The organism is Brevibacterium sp. BDJS002, from assembly GCF_028201555.1.
GTDB classification, from domain to species: domain Bacteria; phylum Actinomycetota; class Actinomycetes; order Actinomycetales; family Brevibacteriaceae; genus Brevibacterium; species Brevibacterium aurantiacum.
This window is the reverse complement of record NZ_CP116392.1, coordinates 73329-92468: the sequence shown is the minus strand read 5'-3', so window position 1 is coordinate 92468 and position 19140 is coordinate 73329. Positions and strand designations below refer to the sequence as shown.

Here is a 19140-nt window from a genome sequence, read left to right as displayed (position 1 = left end):
GTGCTCAACGATGATGTCGTTGAACGCGGACCCCGGCACCACCTCGGCGGCGGTGTTTGAGTGGTCAGTTGGCGATTGACGAAGCGGTGGCCGTGGTGACGGCCTTGTCGGCGACGATGGCCTTGCGCAGTGACAGGAAGAGCAGAACCATGCCGACGGAGAGCGCGATGTGTCCGAGCCCGGCGATGCCGGAGATCATGGCGCTGGACTCCTGGCCGAGGACGGTGAGCATTCCGTGCCAGACCATCATGCCGGCGGTGAGGATGATGCCGGCGTTGTAGGTCCAGAAGAACCAGGAGAACATCTTGGTGCCCGAGAGACCGAAGACCTTGTCGAGGACGAGGACGATGAGCAGGACGATGAAGCCGAGCGTGAGCAGGTGGGTGTGGACGACGCTGAGCTGAGTGAAGCCTCCTTCTGGGAAGTCGTTGGCCTTGGTGAACTCCCGGTAGAACAGGCCGGAGAGGACGCCGATGATCATGTATGCGAATGCCGCGTTAAATATTTTCTTCATGCTTCTACTTCATCAAGATCCGGCATTCGAATCCTGACCTAGAGGATTGAACTCTGTTCCCAACTTTTGATTGATGTTCGTCCTCACACCCTCAAACCTCCCGATTTCGCAGGGAATCCGGGTCAAGGACGGCTAGCCTGAAGGCATGTCCAAGGAGAATCTGTTCGCAAAGATCGACCGCATCGCCGGCGGCAGCAAAGCAGGACTCATCGTTCCCGCCGAGGGGCTCGCCCATCCGAAGACGAAACGCGCGTTCGCGTGGATCACGGGGCTGCTTGCCTTCGAATTGGTCCTCGGCGTCGGCGCGGTCGTCGTCGCTGTCATCATCGCCGGCAACGGCGAATCCGTGCCGTTCGCAGTCTGGATGCGCACCGTCGTCGTCCTCGCGATGACCGCCACACTCTTCTACTTCTTCTGGCGCTCGACGAAGGGCTACTACTGGGGCTACCAGCGGCTGCGCCTCTTCGCCCAGATCTTCCCGGTCATCACCCTCGTCATGGCGGCCATCCCCGGCCTCTACCCGATCTGGATGATCACCGAGCAGATCGTCTTCAGCCTCATCATGATCGGCGTCGGCGATTTCCTCACCGGCGATCACATGCGCGAGGTGTTCCGGAAGCCCGAGAGCTGAGATCAGGGCCGGGCAGGCTGGGCTGGGTTCAGCTCGGGGGTGAGTCTCAGCCGGCCACGAGCTTGCGGGCCTCCTCCTGGTGGGCCGCGATGAGCGCCTCCTTGTCCAGCTGTTCACCGCTGCTCCCGATCGCATTGCCGTCGAGAACGCGCCACTGACCAGCGACCATGACCTTGTCTGCCTTCTCCGCTCCGCAGAGCACGAGGGCAGGAATCGGATCGTGTGAGCCGGAGAAGGCAAGTCCGTCGAGGCGGAACATCGCCAGATCGGCCTGTTTGCCGACCTCGATGCGTCCGATGTCGTCTCGCCCCAGTGCCGCGGCCGAGCCGCTTGTTGCCCAGTCGAGGACCCGAGCGCAGGTGACATCCTCCGAACCGTAGCGCAGACGCTGAATGTAGAGTGCCTGCCGAACCTCGCGGATGAGGTTCGAGGCATCGTTCGACGCCGATCCGTCGACACCGAGACCCACGTTGACGCCGGCATCCTCGAGTTCGACGGCTCGGGCGATGCCCGAGGCCAGGCGCATGTTCGAGGTCGGGCAGTGCGCCACGGAGGCTCCTGCCTCGCCGAGGCGGGTGATCTCATCCGTATCGAAGTGGACACCGTGGGCCAGCCAGGATCGATCACTGAGCCACCCCACGGACTCGAGATAGTCGACGGTGCGCAGCCCGAATCGTTCCCGGCAGAACTCCTCTTCGTCCAAGGTCTCCGCGAGGTGGGTGTGGAGTCGGACGTCGAGTTCCTCAGCGAGGATCGCGCTGTCGCGCATGAGTTCGGTGGTCACGGAGAAGGGTGAGCAGGGAGCGAAGCCGATCTGGACCTGCGCTCCCTCTCCGCGCTCGTGGTAGGCCTCGACAAGGCGGCGGGAGTCGGCGAGGATGACGTCGGCATCCTGCACGGTCTGCTGCGGCGGCAGCCCGCCATCCTTCTCCCCCAGGGACATGGAGCCGCGGGTGAGCATGGCCCGCATGCCGAGTTTCCTGGTCACCTCGACCTGGATGTCGATCGCGTCGTCCATACCTGTCGGGAACAGGTAGTGGTGGTCGGCGGCTGTGGTGCATCCGGATTCGAGGAGTTCGGCCATGGCCACAGTGGTGGCCAGTTCGAGGGCCTTCGGCGTCAGCCGGGCCCAGACCGGATAGAGGTTCGTCAGCCACCCGAAGAGCGGCAGGTCCGCTACGGGAGCCCACGCTCGCGTCAAGGTTTGGTAGAAGTGATGGTGGGTGTTGATGAGACCCGGAGTGATCACGTGCGCGCTTGCATCGACCACCTCGGCGACGGACTGCGCCCCACCGGTGGGCTCACCACCTGCAGGGACGAGTTCAACGATGGTTCCGGACTGTTTGTCGATGACGATGCCGCCGGAAGCCTGCGCCGCGTCGACGTCGCGCCCGAGATGGACAGCCATGGGATTGCGCAGCCACAGCGTGGAGCCGGTCGGGTTGGTCGTCGCTGCTGTGGAACTGGTGCCTGTGAACCGAGTGCCTGTGGTCATTCTTGCCGCCTTTCAGTGCTGGTGTCGATCGAATCATCCGATCGACTGCTCTGTGGCGACTTCACTGGGGGCGAAGCGCCACCAGCTCAGGTTTATCGGCGTCTGCTGCTCCGCCGTCCGGCGCGTGCGATGACGAACAAGTCACGAAGCGGATGTATCGGCAAGGGGTCTTTCCGACCCCGAACCGACTGCGCTGCAACCACACGTCATACACTTCAGGTGGCTCTGATTTGTCCCCGAAGCATGTACCGGCAAGACTGCACTCTAGCATGTGTGGCAGATCACGAAATGAGTTTGCCATCCCCCGATGATTCACCTAGCATTTTGCGATAAGGAAAGATACTTTCACATCTTGGAAGTATGGAAACCGATCCCTTACATTCAGTCGACCACCCGCATCGCCCACCCAGGCCGGGAACCCGAGGCTGTCGCTCAGGGAAGAACTCAACGGAGAGATAGATGTCGACATCAAAGCAGGCACCCAAGGGCAAACAGGCAGAGGCTGCCCGTCCGGAGGATGAACGACTCCCGGTCGGCACCTCATTCGCCTACGGTCTACAACACGTTCTGACCATGTACGGCGGCATCATCGCTGTGCCCCTCATCATCGGCAAAGCCGCCGGACTTGATGGCGCCGGAGTCAGCGTACTCATCGCATCATGCCTGTTCGTGGGCGGGCTGGCCACGATTCTGCAGTCATTCGGCGTTCCGTTCTTCGGCTCGCAGCTGCCTCTCGTCCAGGGAGTGTCCTTCGCAGGCGTTGCCACCATGACGTCGATCCTCGCGGGAGGTGAAGGGCTTCCGGAGGTCTTCGGCGCAGTCCTTGTAGCCTCGGCGATCGGACTCATCGTCGCCCCAGGTTTCGCGCTCATTGTGAAGTTCTTCCCACCTGTTGTCACGGGCACCGTCATCACGACGATCGGCCTGTCCCTCATGCCGGTGGCCGCAGGTTGGGCCATGGGCGGAAACGCCGAGGCACCCGATTACGGCAGCGGTCGCAATATCCTCATCGCCGTCGGCACCCTGGCCATCGTCCTCATCCTCAGCCGGATTCCGGTGGCCGCGATCTCCCGCCTGTCCATCCTTCTGGCAATCGTCGTCGGTACTGTCGTCTGCCTCATCTTCGGTTGGGCCGATTTCTCTCAGGTCCTCGATCGCGGCGTGTTCGCGTTCCCCGAGCCGTTTGCCTTCGGAATGCCGACGTTCTCTGCGGCAGCGATCATCTCGATGTTCATCGTCATCATCGTCACCTTCGCAGAGACCACTGCAGACATCATCGCGGTGGGTGAAATCGTCAAGACCAAGGTCGACTCCAAGCGGATCTCGAATGGTCTGCGTGCGGACATGCTGTCCTCGGCAGTGTCACCGATCTTCAACTCCTTCACCCAGTCGGCCTTCGCCCAGAACGTCGGACTTGTGGCGATCACCGGGGTGAAGTCCCGTTTCGTGGTCACCGCCGGCGGTGTCATCCTCGTCGTCCTCGGCCTGCTGCCTGTCATGGGCGGCGTCGTTGCCGCGATTCCCTCCCCCGTCCTCGGCGGCGCGGGCATCGTCCTCTTCGGCACAGTCGCAGCGTCGGGCATCCGCACCCTGTCCAAGGTCGAGTACGAGGGCAACCTCAACATGATCCTGGTGGCGGTGTCCTTGGCGTTCGGCATCATCCCGGTCGTCCAGCCCGACTTCTACAATTCCTTCCCCTCATGGGTCGGAATCATCCTCCACTCGGGAATCTCCTCGGCAACCCTGATGGCCGTGCTGCTCAACCTGGTCTTCAACCACATCGGCGTGCGAAGCAAGGACCGCACCGAGCGTTCGGTGTTTGTCGCAGGCACCGGTCGAGTCATCCGCAGGGACGAGCTCGAGCGCCTCATCAACCATGAAGCACTGTTGGCAGAAGGCGACACCGTCAAGGACGGGAAGATCGTGGACTGCAACGGTGAGGAAGTTCCTGTTGTCTCGGAGCAGCAGCACGAGAAGGTCGTGGAGGCGATCAAGAGCGGAGAGGCGCAGACTCAAGATGACGTGCGTCGGGTGATCAAAGAGACCGAAGACTGACCCTTACGGGTCAACGGCCCGAAGGACGGCCTGACTCTCTCGGACGAAGCAGGCAGTTCCAGCCGCCGGTGGTGGTGCACACGCACACATCACCGGCGGCTGGCTGTTTGGGTCGGTAAATTGGCTACCGTGGTCCGAAACTGACCGCTGGGGCCGGAGGCTCAGAACGGCGGTGGGCCGCCGGAGTCCCAGATCCACTCGTTCTCATTCACGGTTGAGCGACCGCTAAGCAAGGGGGGTGTTCTTCACCCACCCTGCCTGTCCATCGGCAGCGGCTGGTCCGGGGCACCCCTCAGAGATCTGCTTGTCTCCGTGCCATCTCTCGCCTGCTGGCCGGGTTGTCGACTTCGGCGGGTCAGATGTTGGGGCCGCCTGCCGTTGCAGTTCCTCGAACACCTTCGCGTGGGCGGCGTTGATCGGATAGTCACCTGCCGCCACCTCGGTGCTCAGTCCGTGTCGGAAGACGTATTGAACGAATCCTGCCCGGTTCATTCGCACCGAGTATTTGCGATCTGTCTTTGCTTGATGGTGCATTTTGCACAGCGGGTGGAGATTGCCGAATCGCGTCAGCCCACCATCCGCCGGATGCTCATGGTCGAACGGCACGACATGGTCGATCTCCGTGGTCTCCGCTCTGCGTGTGCATCCGGGAATCGTGCAGGCCTGCCATTTCGCAATCAAAGTCTGCCGGACATTTTCGGGTATCTGGTAGGTCGCCGCCTTGGCATCCACCGGTGTGCCGGTTGCCGGATCTGTGAGAATCCGCGTCCAGGACTTTGCGTGCTTGGCAACGCGCCTCGCGGTCTCTGCTGGGATCGGAGAACCGTCGGAGAATGTTCCGGGCAGTTCTGCGGATCCCGCCAGCGTAAGGAAAGGAACCGTGGTGATCATCTTCGCCTGCGAGTCCAACCACTGCTCGTGAGTGGGCATCGTGAGAACGACTTCCGGCCCGCTTGTGTCCTCATCAGTATCCGAGCCAAGTTTGCCGACACTGCCATTGCTGCCAGCACGGGCCCCGTTAACGCCCTCTTGCACGGCATTGACGACAGCAGCCGGGGTCATAGTCTGTTCAGCGGGCACATCGAGCGGAATGTCGCGCGTCGAAGTCTCCCCTGTCGTCGTATCGGTCGAAGTGACCTGGATGCTCAGCTGCGGGATGGTCCGCGTGAGGATGTCGAACATGAGGGCATCGATTCCACGGTCGTCGTCGATCGCGGCGCCTGGCTCCAACTGGTCGCTGAATGCTGCGATGTTCCCCGATCGGATCGCCCGTGCAAATGCCGCGATCCGCAGGTAGCAGGCCTGCAGTTCGGGAGCGGGTCCGGCCAGAGTGAGGTATGCGGTCCCATCGGGGGTGGTCGTGATGTCGACGCGTGACGTTTGCTGGCCTCTTCCACACGTTCTTCGAGGGGTTCGAGGACTGCGATCTTCATGCCCAAAGACTTCCTGAAGGTTTCAATCGTGATGTCTGCGCGACGTTGCGCAAGGTATTCATCGATGAGAGGAAGGTTTTCGAACTTCACGTCGCGGCAAGCATGAGCAGTGGCATGGACGTGCTCGATGGTGAACTCGCCGGCAATGCAGCGGGCAAAGAATTTGGGCAACCCATGTACGAGGGTCATCGCCGAAGTTATCTGCACATATGCTCGTGCAGTTGTCGCCCCTAGAACTGTGGTGAATTCCGCGATGTCTTCGGCCTGCGAAAGTTCATGCACCCAACCGTAGAAGGTCTGATCCAACCGGAAACGGGGAAAGGGCGGAAGCTTGCTCTTACGTTTCTTGCGCTTCGCGGCCGCGGAAGAACGGCGCTCACGGTGGTATCTGCGGACGGTTTCGGCGATCGTCGCATGAGCATAAGGCTGCCCGGGGTGGGGATTGTAGAGCCGCAGATTCTCGACGGTCTCATTGAAGAACAGCTCTGCCGAGACGTCTAGAGCCGACAGCTGAGCCTGATCGCTGGCGGCAAACACCTGTGCCGCCTCGGCGAAAGGAGAATCAGCATCGATACGAAGGCGACGAGCGGAATGTGTCGGCCCAGTACCCGCCCCGCCAGTCCCCGTATCCGTTCCGTCAGCATCAGGCTCGGGTTCAGGTTCGGGTCCGCCGGTGTCTGCATCGGTTGCTTGCTCGGCCGCGGCGTCCTGCACTGTCTTGTCGGATTCAGTCTGGCCAGCGGAATTGCGACCAGGCTCGGATCCGGTGTTGTCGGAATCGGAGGGAATCTTCACTGGTGGTCACCTGATCTTCACGTCGCTGTGAGTGCCTACCTCAATTCTAGTCGCAAACCGTATATTTTAACATTACGATTAGATAACAAACATCACTCTTGTTCGATCTTCAATCGATCAAACATTTAATATGAAAGGCCTAGGGACATCACTGCGGAAGGTGGAAACAGGAGAAGAAAGAGAGATAGCGACAATCCGCCCCACACCCGACTGCTCACCAATGCGCGACCGCTCACCAATGCCCGCCCGCTGATCCGTCACAGTTCACCGAATCAACAGTCCCGGCAATTGGTCCATCGCGGTGAAGATCTCATGGGCACCCACGACTTCCAACGCCTCAGGCCGCTGGTGAACTGGCGAGTCAGGACAGAACCCAAGCACGTGTGCACCCGCGGCCACGCCCGCAGTCACACCGGTCGGCGAATCCTCGATCACTGCGGTCTCGGTCGGATCAACCCCCAGGGCGGCAGCCGCTGCCAAGTACACGTCCGGAGCCGGCTTCGAATGCGGCAGCTCCATTCCGGAGAAGATCCGACCATCGAAGACGTCGAACAGGCCGATCTTCTGCAGCTGCAGGTTGATCTTGGGACGATCAGCGCTCGATGCGCATGCAAGCAGGCCAGGGTAGGCAGCGTCCAGGTCACGGACCGCCTCGGCGATTCCCGGGATTGCTTCCAGTGAAGCCTCGAGCGCTACATTTCGACGCTCACGAAAATGACTCAGCCATTCAGCGTCGATGCGCACACCAGTGTGCTTTTCGATGACGTCTGCCTCGTCGCGGAGCATCTTCCCCACGAACCGGGAAATGCATTCCTCCCGCGAGATCTGCCACCCCAGCTCGTTGAGCATCTCCCACAGAACCGTATTCGTGAGACGCTCGGAGTCGACGAGCACTCCGTCGCAGTCGAACAGCACAGCAGCATATTTCGGGCTCGAATCCATACTCTGATTCTGCCACCCGGTACTGACTCAACAGCGTTCGCCCTAGGTCGCACGCCGCCCGAAGTCAGCCGACCGACATCGTGGATGCCGAGTACAGGATGTAGGCGGAGAAGAGCGCGCAGCCGATGATGACCAGCGCGAACAGGCTCAACCAGGCGCCCGCGGGCAGGCTGGAGCCCTGGGCGAGGATGTAGGCATCAGACTGCTGGATGTGGCGCCTGCGGGTGTGCACGCGGATGACCTTGACGAGGTCCTTGAGCGAACCGATGGCCAGAGCAGTTCCCAGGCCGGCGACGAAGATGGAGATCGATTCGATCGGCAGGAACACGACGACGAGCTGCGCGGCCACGGCTGTGACCACCGCAATCATGGCACCAGCGAGGTTCCGGATGAAGATGAGCGCGACCAGCAGAATGAGCGCACCGACCGAGAGTGCCAACGCAGCCCACCCCTGAGTCGCCGAGGTGATGAGAACCAATCCGAGGACGCCGGGTGCCGGATATCCCCAGAAACCCGACCACGTCGCAGAGAATCCGACCTTGCCGAAGGAATTCATCTGCCCCGAGTGGTCGAAGTTCAGCGAAATTCCCTTGACGACCCGACCGGTCATCAAGGCTGCGAACGCGTGGCCGAGCTCGTGGACAAAGGTGACGAACATGCCGAAGAATCGCCAGATTCCGGGCGTCAGCGTGACGACCAGCGGGATTCCGATGACGAGGAGCAGCTGAACGGCGTCGGGTTCAAGGCCGTCCTGACGTCCGAATCCGGCCGTGATGGCTTCCCACCAGGTTGATACACCCTGCTTCAGATCCATGCACGCACCTCCGCCGATTCCTCTCCCGCTGCCGACACCTGATCACCCGCAGCCGACAATTGCTCGTTCATAGCGGCCCAGTCTATGAACCGACCCTGAGTGGCATCTTCAGGGTCCGCGGAGCCACCCCTAAAAGGAGTCATCCCCTCTGCCAAGCCACCCAGATCAGGGCATGTGATCGAAGTCTCCGCGCCAGTCTCTTACCCGCGCTTCATCCGCGCTCATAGAATTCTTCTGTGCCGACCACCGACGCTCTTCTCGCCTTTCTCGCCGCAGCCCTCGTCATCATCGTGATTCCCGGGCCGACTGTGCTCTTCGTCGTCGGCCAGTCACTCTCACACGGTCGACGTTCGGGTCTGACGAGCGTGCTCGGCGGCAGCGTCGGCATCATCCCGATCATCGTGGCCGTGGCCTTCGGTGTGGGCACCATCGTCGCCCAATCGGTCGTCATCTTCACGATCGTCAAGATCCTCGGCGCAGGCTACCTCGTCTACTTAGGCGTCCAGGGCATCCGGCATCGCAAGATCGGCAATGAGGTGCCCGAAGACCCAGCCCTGGCACGAGAAGCCGACGCCGAGGTGGAATCGTTCGTTCCCGCCGGACGCGAACTCAGCTACCGGTCGATGTTCATGCAGGGCTTCATCGTCGGCATCTCGAACCCGAAGACGATCATCTTCTTCGTCGCCGCCCTCCCCCAGTTCGTCTCGATCGAGGCCGGGCATGTGCCGCTGCAGATGATCATCCTCGGCCTCCTCTTCCAAGGCCTCGCCCTGTTCTCGGACGGATCCTGGGCCTTCATCGCCGGGACAGCGCGCAGCTGGTTCGCTCGCTCGCCGAGGCGGATGTCACGCATCCGTGGAATCGGCGGCGGCATGCTCATCGGCCTGGGCGGAACGCTGGCCTTCGCCAGCCAGTAGTCCGCCAGCCAACAATCCGAGATCGCTCGACGCTCCGGCCCGAGAAATCGAGCCTACTAGCTCGAGAATCCGCGCTCACTGGTTGGAGAACGCGGCGTCAAAGGACGTGTCGGGCCGCTTCCACAGCAGTTCACGGATCCGCACGACCGCCTCGGCGGCTCCATGGAGACGATCCATCCCGGCATCCTCCCATTCGATGGAGATCGGCCCGGTGTAGCCGATCGAGCTCAGCGCTCGAAACGCATCTTCCCAGTGCATGTCCCCGTGCCCTGTCGACACGAAGTCCCACCCTCGCCGAGGTTCTCCCCAGGGAAGATGTGAACCGAGGATTCCGCTTCGTCCGCTTGCAGGCCGAAGTCGTGTGTCTTTGCAGTCGACGTGGTAGATGCGGTCGGCGAAGTCGGTGATGAAACCGATGGTGTCCAGGCCCTGCCACAGCAGGTGGCTCGGGTCCCAGTTGAGACCGAAGGCTTCCCGGTGGTCGATGGATTCCAGGGCGCGCACGGTCGTCCAGTAGTCGTAGGCGATCTCGGAGGGATGAACCTCGTGAGCGAAGCGCACGCCTTCACCGTCGAAGACATCGAGGATGGGATTCCACCGATCGGCGAAGTCCTCGTAGCCGGCATCGATGACCTCGGCCGGAACTGGTGGGAACATCGCCACATACGGCCAGATCTTGGACCCTGTGAACCCGACGACCGTATCCACACCGAGCTTTCGGGCCACTCGAGCCGCCCGCTTCATGTCCTCGGCGGCCCGTTGCCGCACGCCTTCGGCTTCACCGTCGCCCCAGACATAGTCGCGCACGATCGCCTGATGGCGGAAGTCGATCGGATCATCGCACACGGCCTGGCCCGCGAGGTGGTTCGAGATCGCCCAGACCTTGAGACCGTGTCGATCGAGCACATCGAGACGTGACTGCAGGTAGGCGGGGTCCTCGTCCGCTCTGGCGAGGTCCAGGTGGTCACCGGAACACGCGATCTCCAGCCCGTCATAGCCCCAGGAGGCCGCCAGTCGAGCGACCTCCTCGAACGGCAGATCGGCCCACTGACCCGTAAACAGGGTGACCGGATGAGATGAGTCTGTCATTGCTGCTCCTTCGCAGTTCGTTTCGCCGCCCAATCCGCCGAGTCCCCGTCCGTACCGAAAGCCCCGTCCGCAACGGAGTCCCCACCCTTGCCGGAGTCCCCGTCCGCACCTGAAGCCCGGCGTCGTTGGTGGTCGGTGAGGAATTCGGCACTGGCCCGGGCGAGCTCGTCTTGGCTCGGTGCCAGCGGACGCCAGATTGAGGCGGCCACGGCGATGGTGTCGTTGTCGGCGGTGAAGCTCTCCACTGTCAGAGGTCCCGCGTAGGCGATGTCGTCTAGGGCATCGAAGAAGGCGTCCCAATCTGTGTGGTCCCCGCCCACCGGGCCCCGATCGTTGCCGCAGACTTGGACGACCTTGCAGTGGTCTCCGGCGGCTCTGATCGCGGCCGCAGGCGAGCGCTCCTCGATGTTCAGGTGATAGCTGTCCAGCGCCAGCCCGATACCGCGCTCGAGCAGCGGATCGAGTGCCTCAAGGGCCTGGTCAACCGTATTGATGATGCTGGTCTCGTACCGGTTGAGAGGTTCCACCGCCAGTGTCACACTGCGTTCGGCGGCGTAGTCGGCCACGGGACGCAGTGCCTCCAGAAGTGTCTCCACGACCCGGCCCCGCTCACCCGCATCCATCCGCCACACCCGCCCGGTCGCGGCCGTGAACGGACCGGCCACGGTGGGTGAACCCACGGCGAGCGCCACATCCACACAGTGCCGGAGATAGTCCTGGGTATCGGCACGATACAGCGGGTCGATGAGGTCACGACCGGGACCCATCGCTCCGACGATCCGCGCACCCATGCCATACCCAGCCAGCACCTCGGCGGCGGTGGCCGGGTCCCAGTCATCCGGGTTCTCCACGGGCAACTCCAACAGACCGAACCCGAATCGTCGGGCTCGGTCCGCCAGATCGCCGAGGTGCTGCGTCGTCAGCGGCGAGGTCCACACCCAGGTGTTGACCCCGATCTCGCGAACGATGCCCGTGCTTCCGCTACCGTCGGTCATGACTTCACTCCCCGATCAGGGGATGACTCGGTCCTGCCACACCTGCGGGAATCCGGCCATGTCCTCGCCGCCGAACTTCGCATAGTGGCCATCGGGCATGCCCTTGGTGCGGTCAAGGTAGTCATCGAGGTCCTCGGCCGTGATCGGACTCTGCGGCAGCACCCATTCGGTCGGGACTTCCTCGCCCTTGAAGATCTTCTCCGCGGCCAGCAGCGGGGTCCGCCACTGGAAGTTCGAGTAGACGGGAGCCAGTGCGGTCATCTCGGTGTCCTTCCACTTCCGCAAGAAGCTCAGCTCGTCCTCTCCGGTCATCACCGGATAGTCCTTGCCTGCGTCTTCGAACGCTTCGATGGCGGACACGGCACCGTCGCCCGCATCCATCCAGATGCCCTGGACGTCGCCCTTGGCGAGCTCATCGGAGACGACCTTCTTGATCTCTGCCGGATCGCCCTCGGTGAAGTAGTCGACGACTTCGATTCCGGCCTCACCGAAGAGTTTGTCCGCTGCTGCCCAACGCTGTTCGAGCACGTCGACGCCGGGCAGAATCCGCAGGGCCACGACCTTGTCGCCTTCGCTGAGGTTGTCGATGAGGAACTGCGAGGTGTCGATGCCCCAGGCGAAGCCGCCGATGGGATGGATGAACGTCACGGCGCAGTCGGTTTCGACTCCGCGGTCGAAGACGATGACGGGTTTGTCGGTCTTGCACGCACGCTCGACCGCCGGCGTGATCGCGGCCGTCGAGTTCGGGGAGATGATGAAGCCGTCGCAGTCGCCCTCGGAGATGAAGTAGTCGATGTCCGCGATCTGCGTATCATCGTTGTCCTGGGCATCACGGGTCTCCATCTCGGTGATGACGCCGTCCTTCTTCAGCTCCTTGAGCTGCTCGTTCATCGAAATCCACCCGGTCTGGCGCCAGGGGTTGGAGATCGAGGCGTTGGCGAAGCACATCTTGTTCCCGCCATCGGATTTGAACTCCGAGGTGTCCCCCATCTTCGGGTTGATCATCTGCAGGTAGGGCTTATCCTCCGGACCGTCCGGGACGACTTCACGCTGCTTGAACTGCTGGTCATAGACCTTCTGGTCGAACCATTCCTCGGCCGGCGCTTCCTCCTGCGCCCCGTCACCTTCGTCCGCCGGTTCCACGGACGGGTCGGTGGTGCACCCCGCCAATGCGATGAGAGCGGCGGCACTGGCAATGCCGAGCGCGCTCCTCAGTCCTCGTTTCATGATGTAATCTCCCTTGTCATTTCCGTGCGGCATCGTCGCCGCCGGTGAGTTGGATCGGCGAAGATGCCCCCGCCGAGGTTGTGCTTGGGTCCCGCGGCTCAGTCGAGCCGGTCGGATCGGTTGGGTCGATCGCCGAGGTGGTCGGTCGTTTGCGCTTCTTCGCGAACACGACACCGGAGTACGCGACTGCCGCGATGATGATGGCTCCCTGGATCGCATCACGCATCGTCGCCGGCACCGAGGTGAAGTTGAGCAGCGTGAACAGGGACTCGAGGGTGAAAGCTCCGATAAGTGCCCCGATGACGGTCCCCCGACCGCCGCCGAGGACGACTCCGCCCAGGACCACTGCCGTGATCGCCGTGAACTCGTAGCCCTGACCGACCGAGGGATGGACGCCGGCATAACCGGCGAGGAGCACCCCGGCCACCGTGGCGGCGAGAGAGGACAGAACGAAGGCCAAAGTCTTCGTCCTCCACACGTTCGCGCCGGCGAAGGACACCGCCTGGGCGTTGTCGCCGATGGCGACCACGGTCCTGCCGAATGGCCTCCGTGAGATCCAGACGGCGAACACGATCGCCGCGATCAGTATGAGGACGGCGTAGGGCAGGAGGCCAAGGACCGGTATCCCCTCGATTCCTCCGCGGCCCAGCTGTCGGAAGGATTCGGCGGGGTTGCCCGTCGCCGCTCCTCCCGTCCACCACATGACCGCCCCGTGGATGACGAGCATCGTGCCGAGGGTGACGATGAATGAGGGGACCTTGAGCAGCGTCGTTGCCAGCCCGTTGACGATGCCGACCACGACGCCGATGACGAGCATGATGATGAGCACCGGCACCGTCTTCGAGTCGTCCTCGCCGATGAGATGGCCCGCGGTCATCACCTGCGCCGTGACCACTGCACCCATCGACAGGTCGAACTCACCGCTGACGATGACGAAGTACTGGCCGATGGCGACGATCGCGACCGGCGAGACCCGCTGAATGAAGCGCATGAGCGCCCCTGGTTCAGCGAAGCTCGGATTGAGGACGACGATGGCGATCAGAATCACGATGAGGAGGACGACCACGGCGCCGCGTGGATCCGCGATTCGCTCGATCAGTCGACGAAGTCCCCCATCGCCGAGGTGGGTCTCGGGAGTTCTCGAATTCATCCCAGGCTCCCTTCCTGGTCGCTTCGCGCGCCGGTTTCCCGTGGACCGCCGATCGCCGCCGAAGCGGACTCCGGAGCGGGTTCGGACCCTGCCGCGATATTGGGCCCCGTGGGCACATCAGCGAAGCGGATTCTGCGGGCGATGACTCTGCGGCGAGCATAGAGCGCCACGGCGATGATGATGACGAGTCCGCGGATGACGTCCTTGAGGAAGGGGTTGAACTGCATGACGCTCATGAGATTATCGAGGACGGCGAAGATGGCGACGCCGCCGATGGTGCCCCAGATCGAGCCGCGTCCGCCCATGAGAACCGTTCCGCCGAGGACGACTGCCGCGATCGAGAGCAGGTCGTAGCTGCCCTGTGAGCCGACGGTCGGGCTGCCCACACCCAGGCGGCTGGCCAGCAGCAGACCCGCCAGTCCCGCGAATACGGAGCTGCCGATATGGGCGCCGATGAGAGGCAGACGCTGCCGGACACCGGAGAGTCAAGCGACCTCCGAGTTGCCGCCCACAGCGAAGAGATGATGCCCGAAACTGGTTCTGACCAGGATGAATGCCACCAGCCCGGCCAAGGCGAGCATGACGATCGTCGAGATCGGCACGGGGCCCACGCCGGTGGCGCCGAAGAGTTGGAAGGACCAGGGAACGCTGCCTTCGGTGCCCTGGTAGTTCGTATCCAGATATCCCTTGAGCATGAGTCCGACCCCAAGGGTCGCAACGAATCCGTGAACTCCGAGGACGGTGACGATGAGACCGTTGGCCAGACCGATGCAGGCCGTGACCACGAGCGTCAGCAGCACCGCGGGCAGCACCATCGCATCGCTGCCGTTCATCGTCTGCGCCGCGATCAGACTGGCCAGGCTCATCACATAGGGAACCGAGAGATCCAGGGAGGCGCCGAGGATCACCAGGGTCTGTCCGATGGCGACGAATCCCAACACGCTCATCCCGGTGAGAATGTCGCGGATGTTGCCGGGGCTGAAGAAGTTGCGACCGGTCGTGGCGACGAGCACGGCACCGATGATGAGCACGCCGACGAGCGCGAGGTAGACAAGGGCCGTCGTATCGAGGCGACGCAGCTGTGTCCTCATCGCTCCCCCACCTTCCGCCCATCGTCATCAACCAGCCCATCGTCACTGACCACCTGGGCCTCGGTTCCCGTGGCCAGGGCCAGCACCTCTTCCTCGGTCGAACTCGGGGGAAGCTCCCCGGCGATGCGACCATCTGCCATGACAAGAACCCGATCAGACATGCCCAGCACCTCGGGAAGCTCACTGGAGACGAGAAGGATCGCGACACCTCGGCGAGCGAGACTGCGGATCAGACGGTAGACGGCGACCTTGGCGCCGACGTCGATTCCTCGAGTCGGCTCATCGAGCAGCACCACGCGTGGCGAGGTGGCCAGCCACTTGGCCAGCACGACCTTCTGCTGGTTGCCTCCCGACAGAGCCCTGACCTCCTGATCCGCACCGCGGCTGATCACCTCGAGGGATTCGAGGATCCCGGGGATCTTCGCACGCATCCCGGAGGTGCGGGAGGGGAAGACTGCGCGGATCGCCAGCAGTGCATTATCGAGAATGGATTGGGAGAGCACGAGGCCGGTGCCCTTGCGGTCCTCTGTGACCAGAGCCAGACCGCGCCTGACACCTTGCCTGGCGGTGGCGATGCGCACTGCCTCACCGTCGAGGCGCACCTGGCCACGAGTGAAGGGCTCGGCGCCGAAGATCGCGGACAGCAGCTCCGAGCGGCCGGATCCCTGCAGTCCCGCGAGTCCGAGGATCTCACCGGCACGAAGGTCGAGGGTGATGTCATCGAGCTGCTCGTTTCCTCCCTCGCTCACCGAAAGCACGGTGTCACCGATCTGCGTTCCCGTCTCAGCCTCAGGGAAGAACGTGCTGATGGGCCTACCGACCATGGCGCGCACGAGACCTGCCTGATCCATCTCCGCCGTCGGCTGACTGGTGACGAGGGCGCCGTCCTTCATCACGGTGATCGTGTCGCAGAGATCGAAGACCTCCTGCAGCCTGTGTGAGACGTAGATGATCGCCACGCCCTTGGACTTCAGGGTCGCGATGACCCGGTAGAGAACAGCAACCTCATTGTCCGACAGCGCCGCGGTGGGTTCGTCCATGGAGATCACCCGGGCATCGACGGAGAGTGCCTTGATGATCTCGACGATCTGCTGTTCGGCCACGGTCAGCCAGCCGACCTTCGCATCGGGCGTGATGCCCTCCACGTCGAGGTCATCGAGCAGGGTCTGCGTCTTGGCTCGCATCGTGGCCACATCGACGAGACCACGGCGTCGGGGTTCCCTGCCTAAGAACACGTTCTGCGCCACGGTGCGGTCGGGCAGCAGATTGAATTCCTGGAAGACCGTGGCCACCCCTGCCCTCCCGGCCTCGACCGGATGGGAGAAGTCGACGACCTGCCCATCGATGCGTACCTCGCCGCCATCTCTGCGGTGGACGCCGGCGATGATCTTCATCAGGGTGGACTTTCCGGCCCCGTTCTCTCCGACGAGGCCGTGGACCGTGCCGGCGTACACCTCGAGCGAGATGTCGTGCAGGACTTCGACTCCGAAGAACTGCTTGCGGATCCCTGTGGCGCTGAGCACCGCTGCCTGGGTCATCGCGCTTCGACCTCGACCCAGGAACGTTCAGCCGCTGATTTGAGTACGGCTTCAGTCACGAGCGCCGCGCGCACACCGTCGTCGAGAGTCGGCACGCCCTCGCGCACCTCACCGGCGAAGACAGCGTAGGAGTCGGCGATGAACGCGTTGAACGCGTCCTGATAACCCTGCGGATGACCGGGCGGAACCGTGCACAGCCGAGCGGCGTCGGGAGACAGCGCGTCCGGGTCACGATCGAGGAGCTGACTGCCCACGCGGCGACCGACCCACAGCTGCTCCGGCTGCTCCTGGGCGAACCGCAGGCTCTCCTTCGAACCGCCGACCTCGATGACGAGTCGATTCTTGCGTCCCGGTGCGAGCTGGGAGATCAGGATCGATCCGATGCCGCCGCCGCTGAGCTCGACCGTCATCGCAACGGTGTCCTCGGTGGTCACCTCGGCACCGCCTCGGCGAGGGTGAACGGTTCTCGTCGTCGCGACCACGGACATGATGTGTTCGCCGGTGATGAATTCGATGAGGTCGACGAGGTGGGAGCCGATGTCGGCGAAGGCTCGGGAGGGTCCTCCGGAGCTGGCATCGACGCGCCAGTTCTCGTCCTCGGCGCTCAGCAGCCAGTCCTGGAGGTAGCTGGCGTCGACGGTCAGCAGTGTTCCGGCGTCTCCTCGGCGAATTCGGGCGCGGGCCTCGCGGACCATCGGATGATAGCGGTAGACGAACGGAACGGTTCCGCCCAATCCGAGTGATTTCGCCCGGTCGCGGATCGCGGCCGCAGCGGAGGCATCGGTGGCCAGGGGCTTCTCGCAGATGATGTTCGAGCCCGCGTCCAGGGCGCGCAGCGAGTGTTCGGCGTGGGTGCTGTTCGGGGTGCAGACGTGGACGACATCGAGATCGTGGTCGAAGAGATCCTCGCCGTTCGCGGCCGCCTCGTAACCGAGTTCAGCTGCGGCTCTTCGACTGCCGGCTGCGCTCGAGGTCGCGATCACGCGAAGCTGAGCTCCGGCGGCGCGGGCGGCCCGAGTGTGCGTGCGGGCCATGAAGCCACCACCCACCATCCCGATTCGAGGTGGAGGGGCGAAGGTCTGGGCAACGGTGTCCATGACCCATTCTGATGTCGGCTTGACCACTTTTGTCAAGGCCTTTTTAAAAGTCTGTACTCAATCGTCACCTTCTGGCAATGCCCTTTACTGAATGTGCTTTACTGAAGGAATGAGCCAGGTGACCGTTTCGCACGCCCTCGATCTGTCGCATGCCGGCGGGCTGTTCCAGCTGCTGCGCGACGGACTGCCGCGAACTCGGGCCGATCTGGCGAAATCAACCGGCCTCTCACGTCCCACCATCGCGCAGAGGATCGACCAGCTGCTCGGCCTCGGACTCATCACCCCTGTCAGCGACGCCGCCTCCACCGGTGGTCGGCCCAGCTCGCAGTTCGCGTTCAATCCGCAGGCCAGGGTCGTCGTCGCCGCGGACTTCGGCGCCTCTCACGCCCGTCTGGCCGTGACAGACCTGACCGGCACCGTCCTCGCGGAGCTCGGCGAGGAACGCGAGATCTCCGACGGCCCAGTCAGCGCCATCGAGTGGCTCAAATCTTCGGCCCTGTCCCTGCTCACCGAAGCCGATCGCAGTGCCGACGACGTGGTCGGGGTGGGCATCGGCCTGCCCGGACCGGTCGAATTCTCCACCGGGCGCCCGATCAACCCGCCGATCATGCCCGGCTGGGATCGCTTCGATCTGCCCGGTGCCCTCAAGCAGACCTTCTCCGCCCCGGTTCTCGTCGACAACGACGTCAACATCATGGCCCTCGGCGAGCAGACCTCTGCCTGGCCGGAGACCACGGATCTCATCTTCGTCAAGGTTGCCACGGGAATCGGCGCCGGCATCATCTCCGGCGGCTCGCTGCGTCGCGGCTCGCATGGCGCCGCGGGCGACATCGGCCACGTCGCCCTGCCCCGGGCCGCGGGCATTCCCTGCGCCTGCGGCAATCGCGGGTGCCTGGAGGCTGTGGCCTCCGGCAGATCGATCGCCCGCGAACTCTCCCGGGCCGGGCTCGAGGCCAGAACGCCCGGCGATGTGATCCGGCTCGTCAAGGCCGGTGACCTGCAGGCGATACAGGCCGTCCGCCAAGCCGGCCGAGACCTCGGTGAGGTGCTGACCACGTGCGTGAGTCTCATGAATCCTTCGCTCATCCTCATCGGCGGCGCCATGGCGCAGGCGGCAGAGCACCTCGTCGCCGGCGTCCGAGAGGTCGTCTACGCACGGTCGATCCCGCTTTCGACCGAACATCTCACGATCGCGCCATCGAATGCGGCGGGCAATGCCGCCATCCTGGGAGCGGCTCATCTGGCCATCGACGCGGCACTGTCACCCGAACGCATCGCCGCCGCCCTGTCCCGGCAGTGAGGAACGTCCCACACGCCCTTAGCGTCCCAGGTGACTGATCTGCGAGCTCGCACCATT

General features: G+C 63.4%; 16 protein-coding genes and 1 pseudogene. 4 read left to right on the top strand and 13 right to left on the bottom strand.

All coding sequences use genetic code 11. The features are described 5' to 3' along the window. Positions 1 to 64 precede the first annotated feature (64 nt). The gene (locus tag PGC08_RS00430; protein WP_009884737.1) at positions 65 to 514 is read right to left on the bottom strand and encodes a DUF2871 domain-containing protein; all 450 of its coding nucleotides are present in this window, start codon (positions 512 to 514) and stop codon (positions 65 to 67) included. Positions 515 to 659: 145 nt separating this feature from the next. On the opposite strand from PGC08_RS00430, the gene PGC08_RS00425 reads away from it, so the two are divergent. Beyond that, positions 660 to 1145 (top strand): hypothetical protein, encoded by a 486-nt coding sequence (locus PGC08_RS00425; RefSeq protein WP_271709232.1) that lies wholly within the window; start codon positions 660 to 662, stop codon positions 1143 to 1145. A 46-nt stretch (positions 1146 to 1191) separates the two neighbouring features. On the opposite strand, the gene PGC08_RS00420 is transcribed toward PGC08_RS00425, so the two are convergent. Beyond that, positions 1192 to 2640 (bottom strand): 8-oxoguanine deaminase, encoded by a 1449-nt coding sequence (locus PGC08_RS00420; RefSeq protein WP_096146208.1) that lies wholly within the window; start codon positions 2638 to 2640, stop codon positions 1192 to 1194. A 459-nt stretch (positions 2641 to 3099) separates the two neighbouring features. On the opposite strand from PGC08_RS00420, the gene PGC08_RS00415 reads away from it, so the two are divergent. After that, complete coding sequence (locus PGC08_RS00415) at positions 3100 to 4695, top strand: nucleobase:cation symporter-2 family protein (protein ID WP_009884734.1); 1596 nt, start codon at positions 3100 to 3102, stop codon at positions 4693 to 4695. Between the two features lie 225 nt (positions 4696 to 4920). Here PGC08_RS00415 and PGC08_RS00410 read toward each other — a convergent pair whose 3' ends face one another. From PGC08_RS00410 to PGC08_RS00395, 4 genes are all read right to left on the bottom strand, one after another. Continuing rightward, positions 4921 to 5877 (bottom strand): HNH endonuclease signature motif containing protein, encoded by a 957-nt coding sequence (locus tag PGC08_RS00410; protein ID WP_271709231.1) that lies wholly within the window; start codon positions 5875 to 5877, stop codon positions 4921 to 4923. Next, positions 5841 to 6923: a hypothetical protein gene (locus PGC08_RS00405; RefSeq protein ID WP_271709230.1), complete on the bottom strand. Its 1083-nt coding sequence runs from the start codon at positions 6921 to 6923 to the stop codon at positions 5841 to 5843. The genes PGC08_RS00410 and PGC08_RS00405 overlap by 37 nt, the downstream gene beginning before the upstream one ends. A 264-nt stretch (positions 6924 to 7187) precedes the next feature. Further along, positions 7188 to 7865 carry an HAD family hydrolase gene (locus tag PGC08_RS00400; protein ID WP_009884732.1) on the bottom strand — a complete coding sequence of 226 codons (678 nt, stop codon included), beginning with the start codon at positions 7863 to 7865 and terminating at the stop codon, positions 7188 to 7190. A 64-nt stretch (positions 7866 to 7929) separates the two neighbouring features. Continuing rightward, complete coding sequence (locus PGC08_RS00395; protein ID WP_069599147.1) at positions 7930 to 8679, bottom strand: M50 family metallopeptidase; 750 nt, start codon at positions 8677 to 8679, stop codon at positions 7930 to 7932. 236 nt (positions 8680 to 8915) lie between these two features. Between PGC08_RS00395 and PGC08_RS00390 the strand changes: the two genes are divergently transcribed. After that, a complete protein-coding gene (locus PGC08_RS00390; protein ID WP_009884730.1) occupies positions 8916 to 9596 on the top strand; it encodes a LysE family translocator in 681 nt (226 codons plus the stop codon). 75 nt (positions 9597 to 9671) lie between these two features. Here the strand turns inward: PGC08_RS00390 and PGC08_RS00385 are convergent, their stop codons facing one another. The 7 genes and pseudogenes from PGC08_RS00385 to PGC08_RS00355 all read right to left on the bottom strand — a co-directional run bounded on the left by PGC08_RS00385 (position 9672) and on the right by PGC08_RS00355 (position 17783). Continuing rightward, complete coding sequence (locus tag PGC08_RS00385; protein ID WP_069599146.1) at positions 9672 to 10685, bottom strand: sugar phosphate isomerase/epimerase family protein; 1014 nt, start codon at positions 10683 to 10685, stop codon at positions 9672 to 9674. After that, positions 10682 to 11680, bottom strand: a complete 999-nt coding sequence (locus PGC08_RS00380) for a sugar phosphate isomerase/epimerase family protein (RefSeq protein ID WP_271709229.1) — start codon at positions 11678 to 11680, stop codon at positions 10682 to 10684. Before PGC08_RS00380 ends, PGC08_RS00385 begins: the two co-directional genes overlap by 4 nt. A gap of 15 nt (positions 11681 to 11695) precedes the next feature. After that, a complete protein-coding gene (locus tag PGC08_RS00375; protein ID WP_101582885.1) occupies positions 11696 to 12907 on the bottom strand; it encodes a substrate-binding domain-containing protein in 1212 nt (403 codons plus the stop codon). 16 nt (positions 12908 to 12923) lie between these two features. After that, entirely contained in the window at positions 12924 to 14057 is a 1134-nt protein-coding gene (locus PGC08_RS00370; protein WP_096160103.1) for an ABC transporter permease, read from the bottom strand. Further along, positions 14054 to 15004: pseudogene (locus PGC08_RS00365) on the bottom strand (ABC transporter permease). The gene PGC08_RS00370 and the pseudogene PGC08_RS00365 overlap by 4 nt, the downstream one beginning before the upstream one ends. Before the next feature lie 140 nt (positions 15005 to 15144). Continuing rightward, on the bottom strand, positions 15145 to 16686 hold the full coding sequence (locus PGC08_RS00360; RefSeq protein ID WP_009884724.1) for a sugar ABC transporter ATP-binding protein: 1542 nt from the start codon (positions 16684 to 16686) through the stop codon (positions 15145 to 15147). Beyond that, positions 16683 to 17783 (bottom strand): Gfo/Idh/MocA family protein, encoded by a 1101-nt coding sequence (locus PGC08_RS00355; protein ID WP_096160189.1) that lies wholly within the window; start codon positions 17781 to 17783, stop codon positions 16683 to 16685. Before PGC08_RS00355 ends, PGC08_RS00360 begins: the two co-directional genes overlap by 4 nt. 109 nt (positions 17784 to 17892) lie before the next feature. Between PGC08_RS00355 and PGC08_RS00350 the strand changes: the two genes are divergently transcribed. Beyond that, positions 17893 to 19083: an ROK family transcriptional regulator gene (locus tag PGC08_RS00350; RefSeq protein ID WP_096160105.1), complete on the top strand. Its 1191-nt coding sequence runs from the start codon at positions 17893 to 17895 to the stop codon at positions 19081 to 19083. Positions 19084 to 19140: the final 57 nt, after the last annotated feature.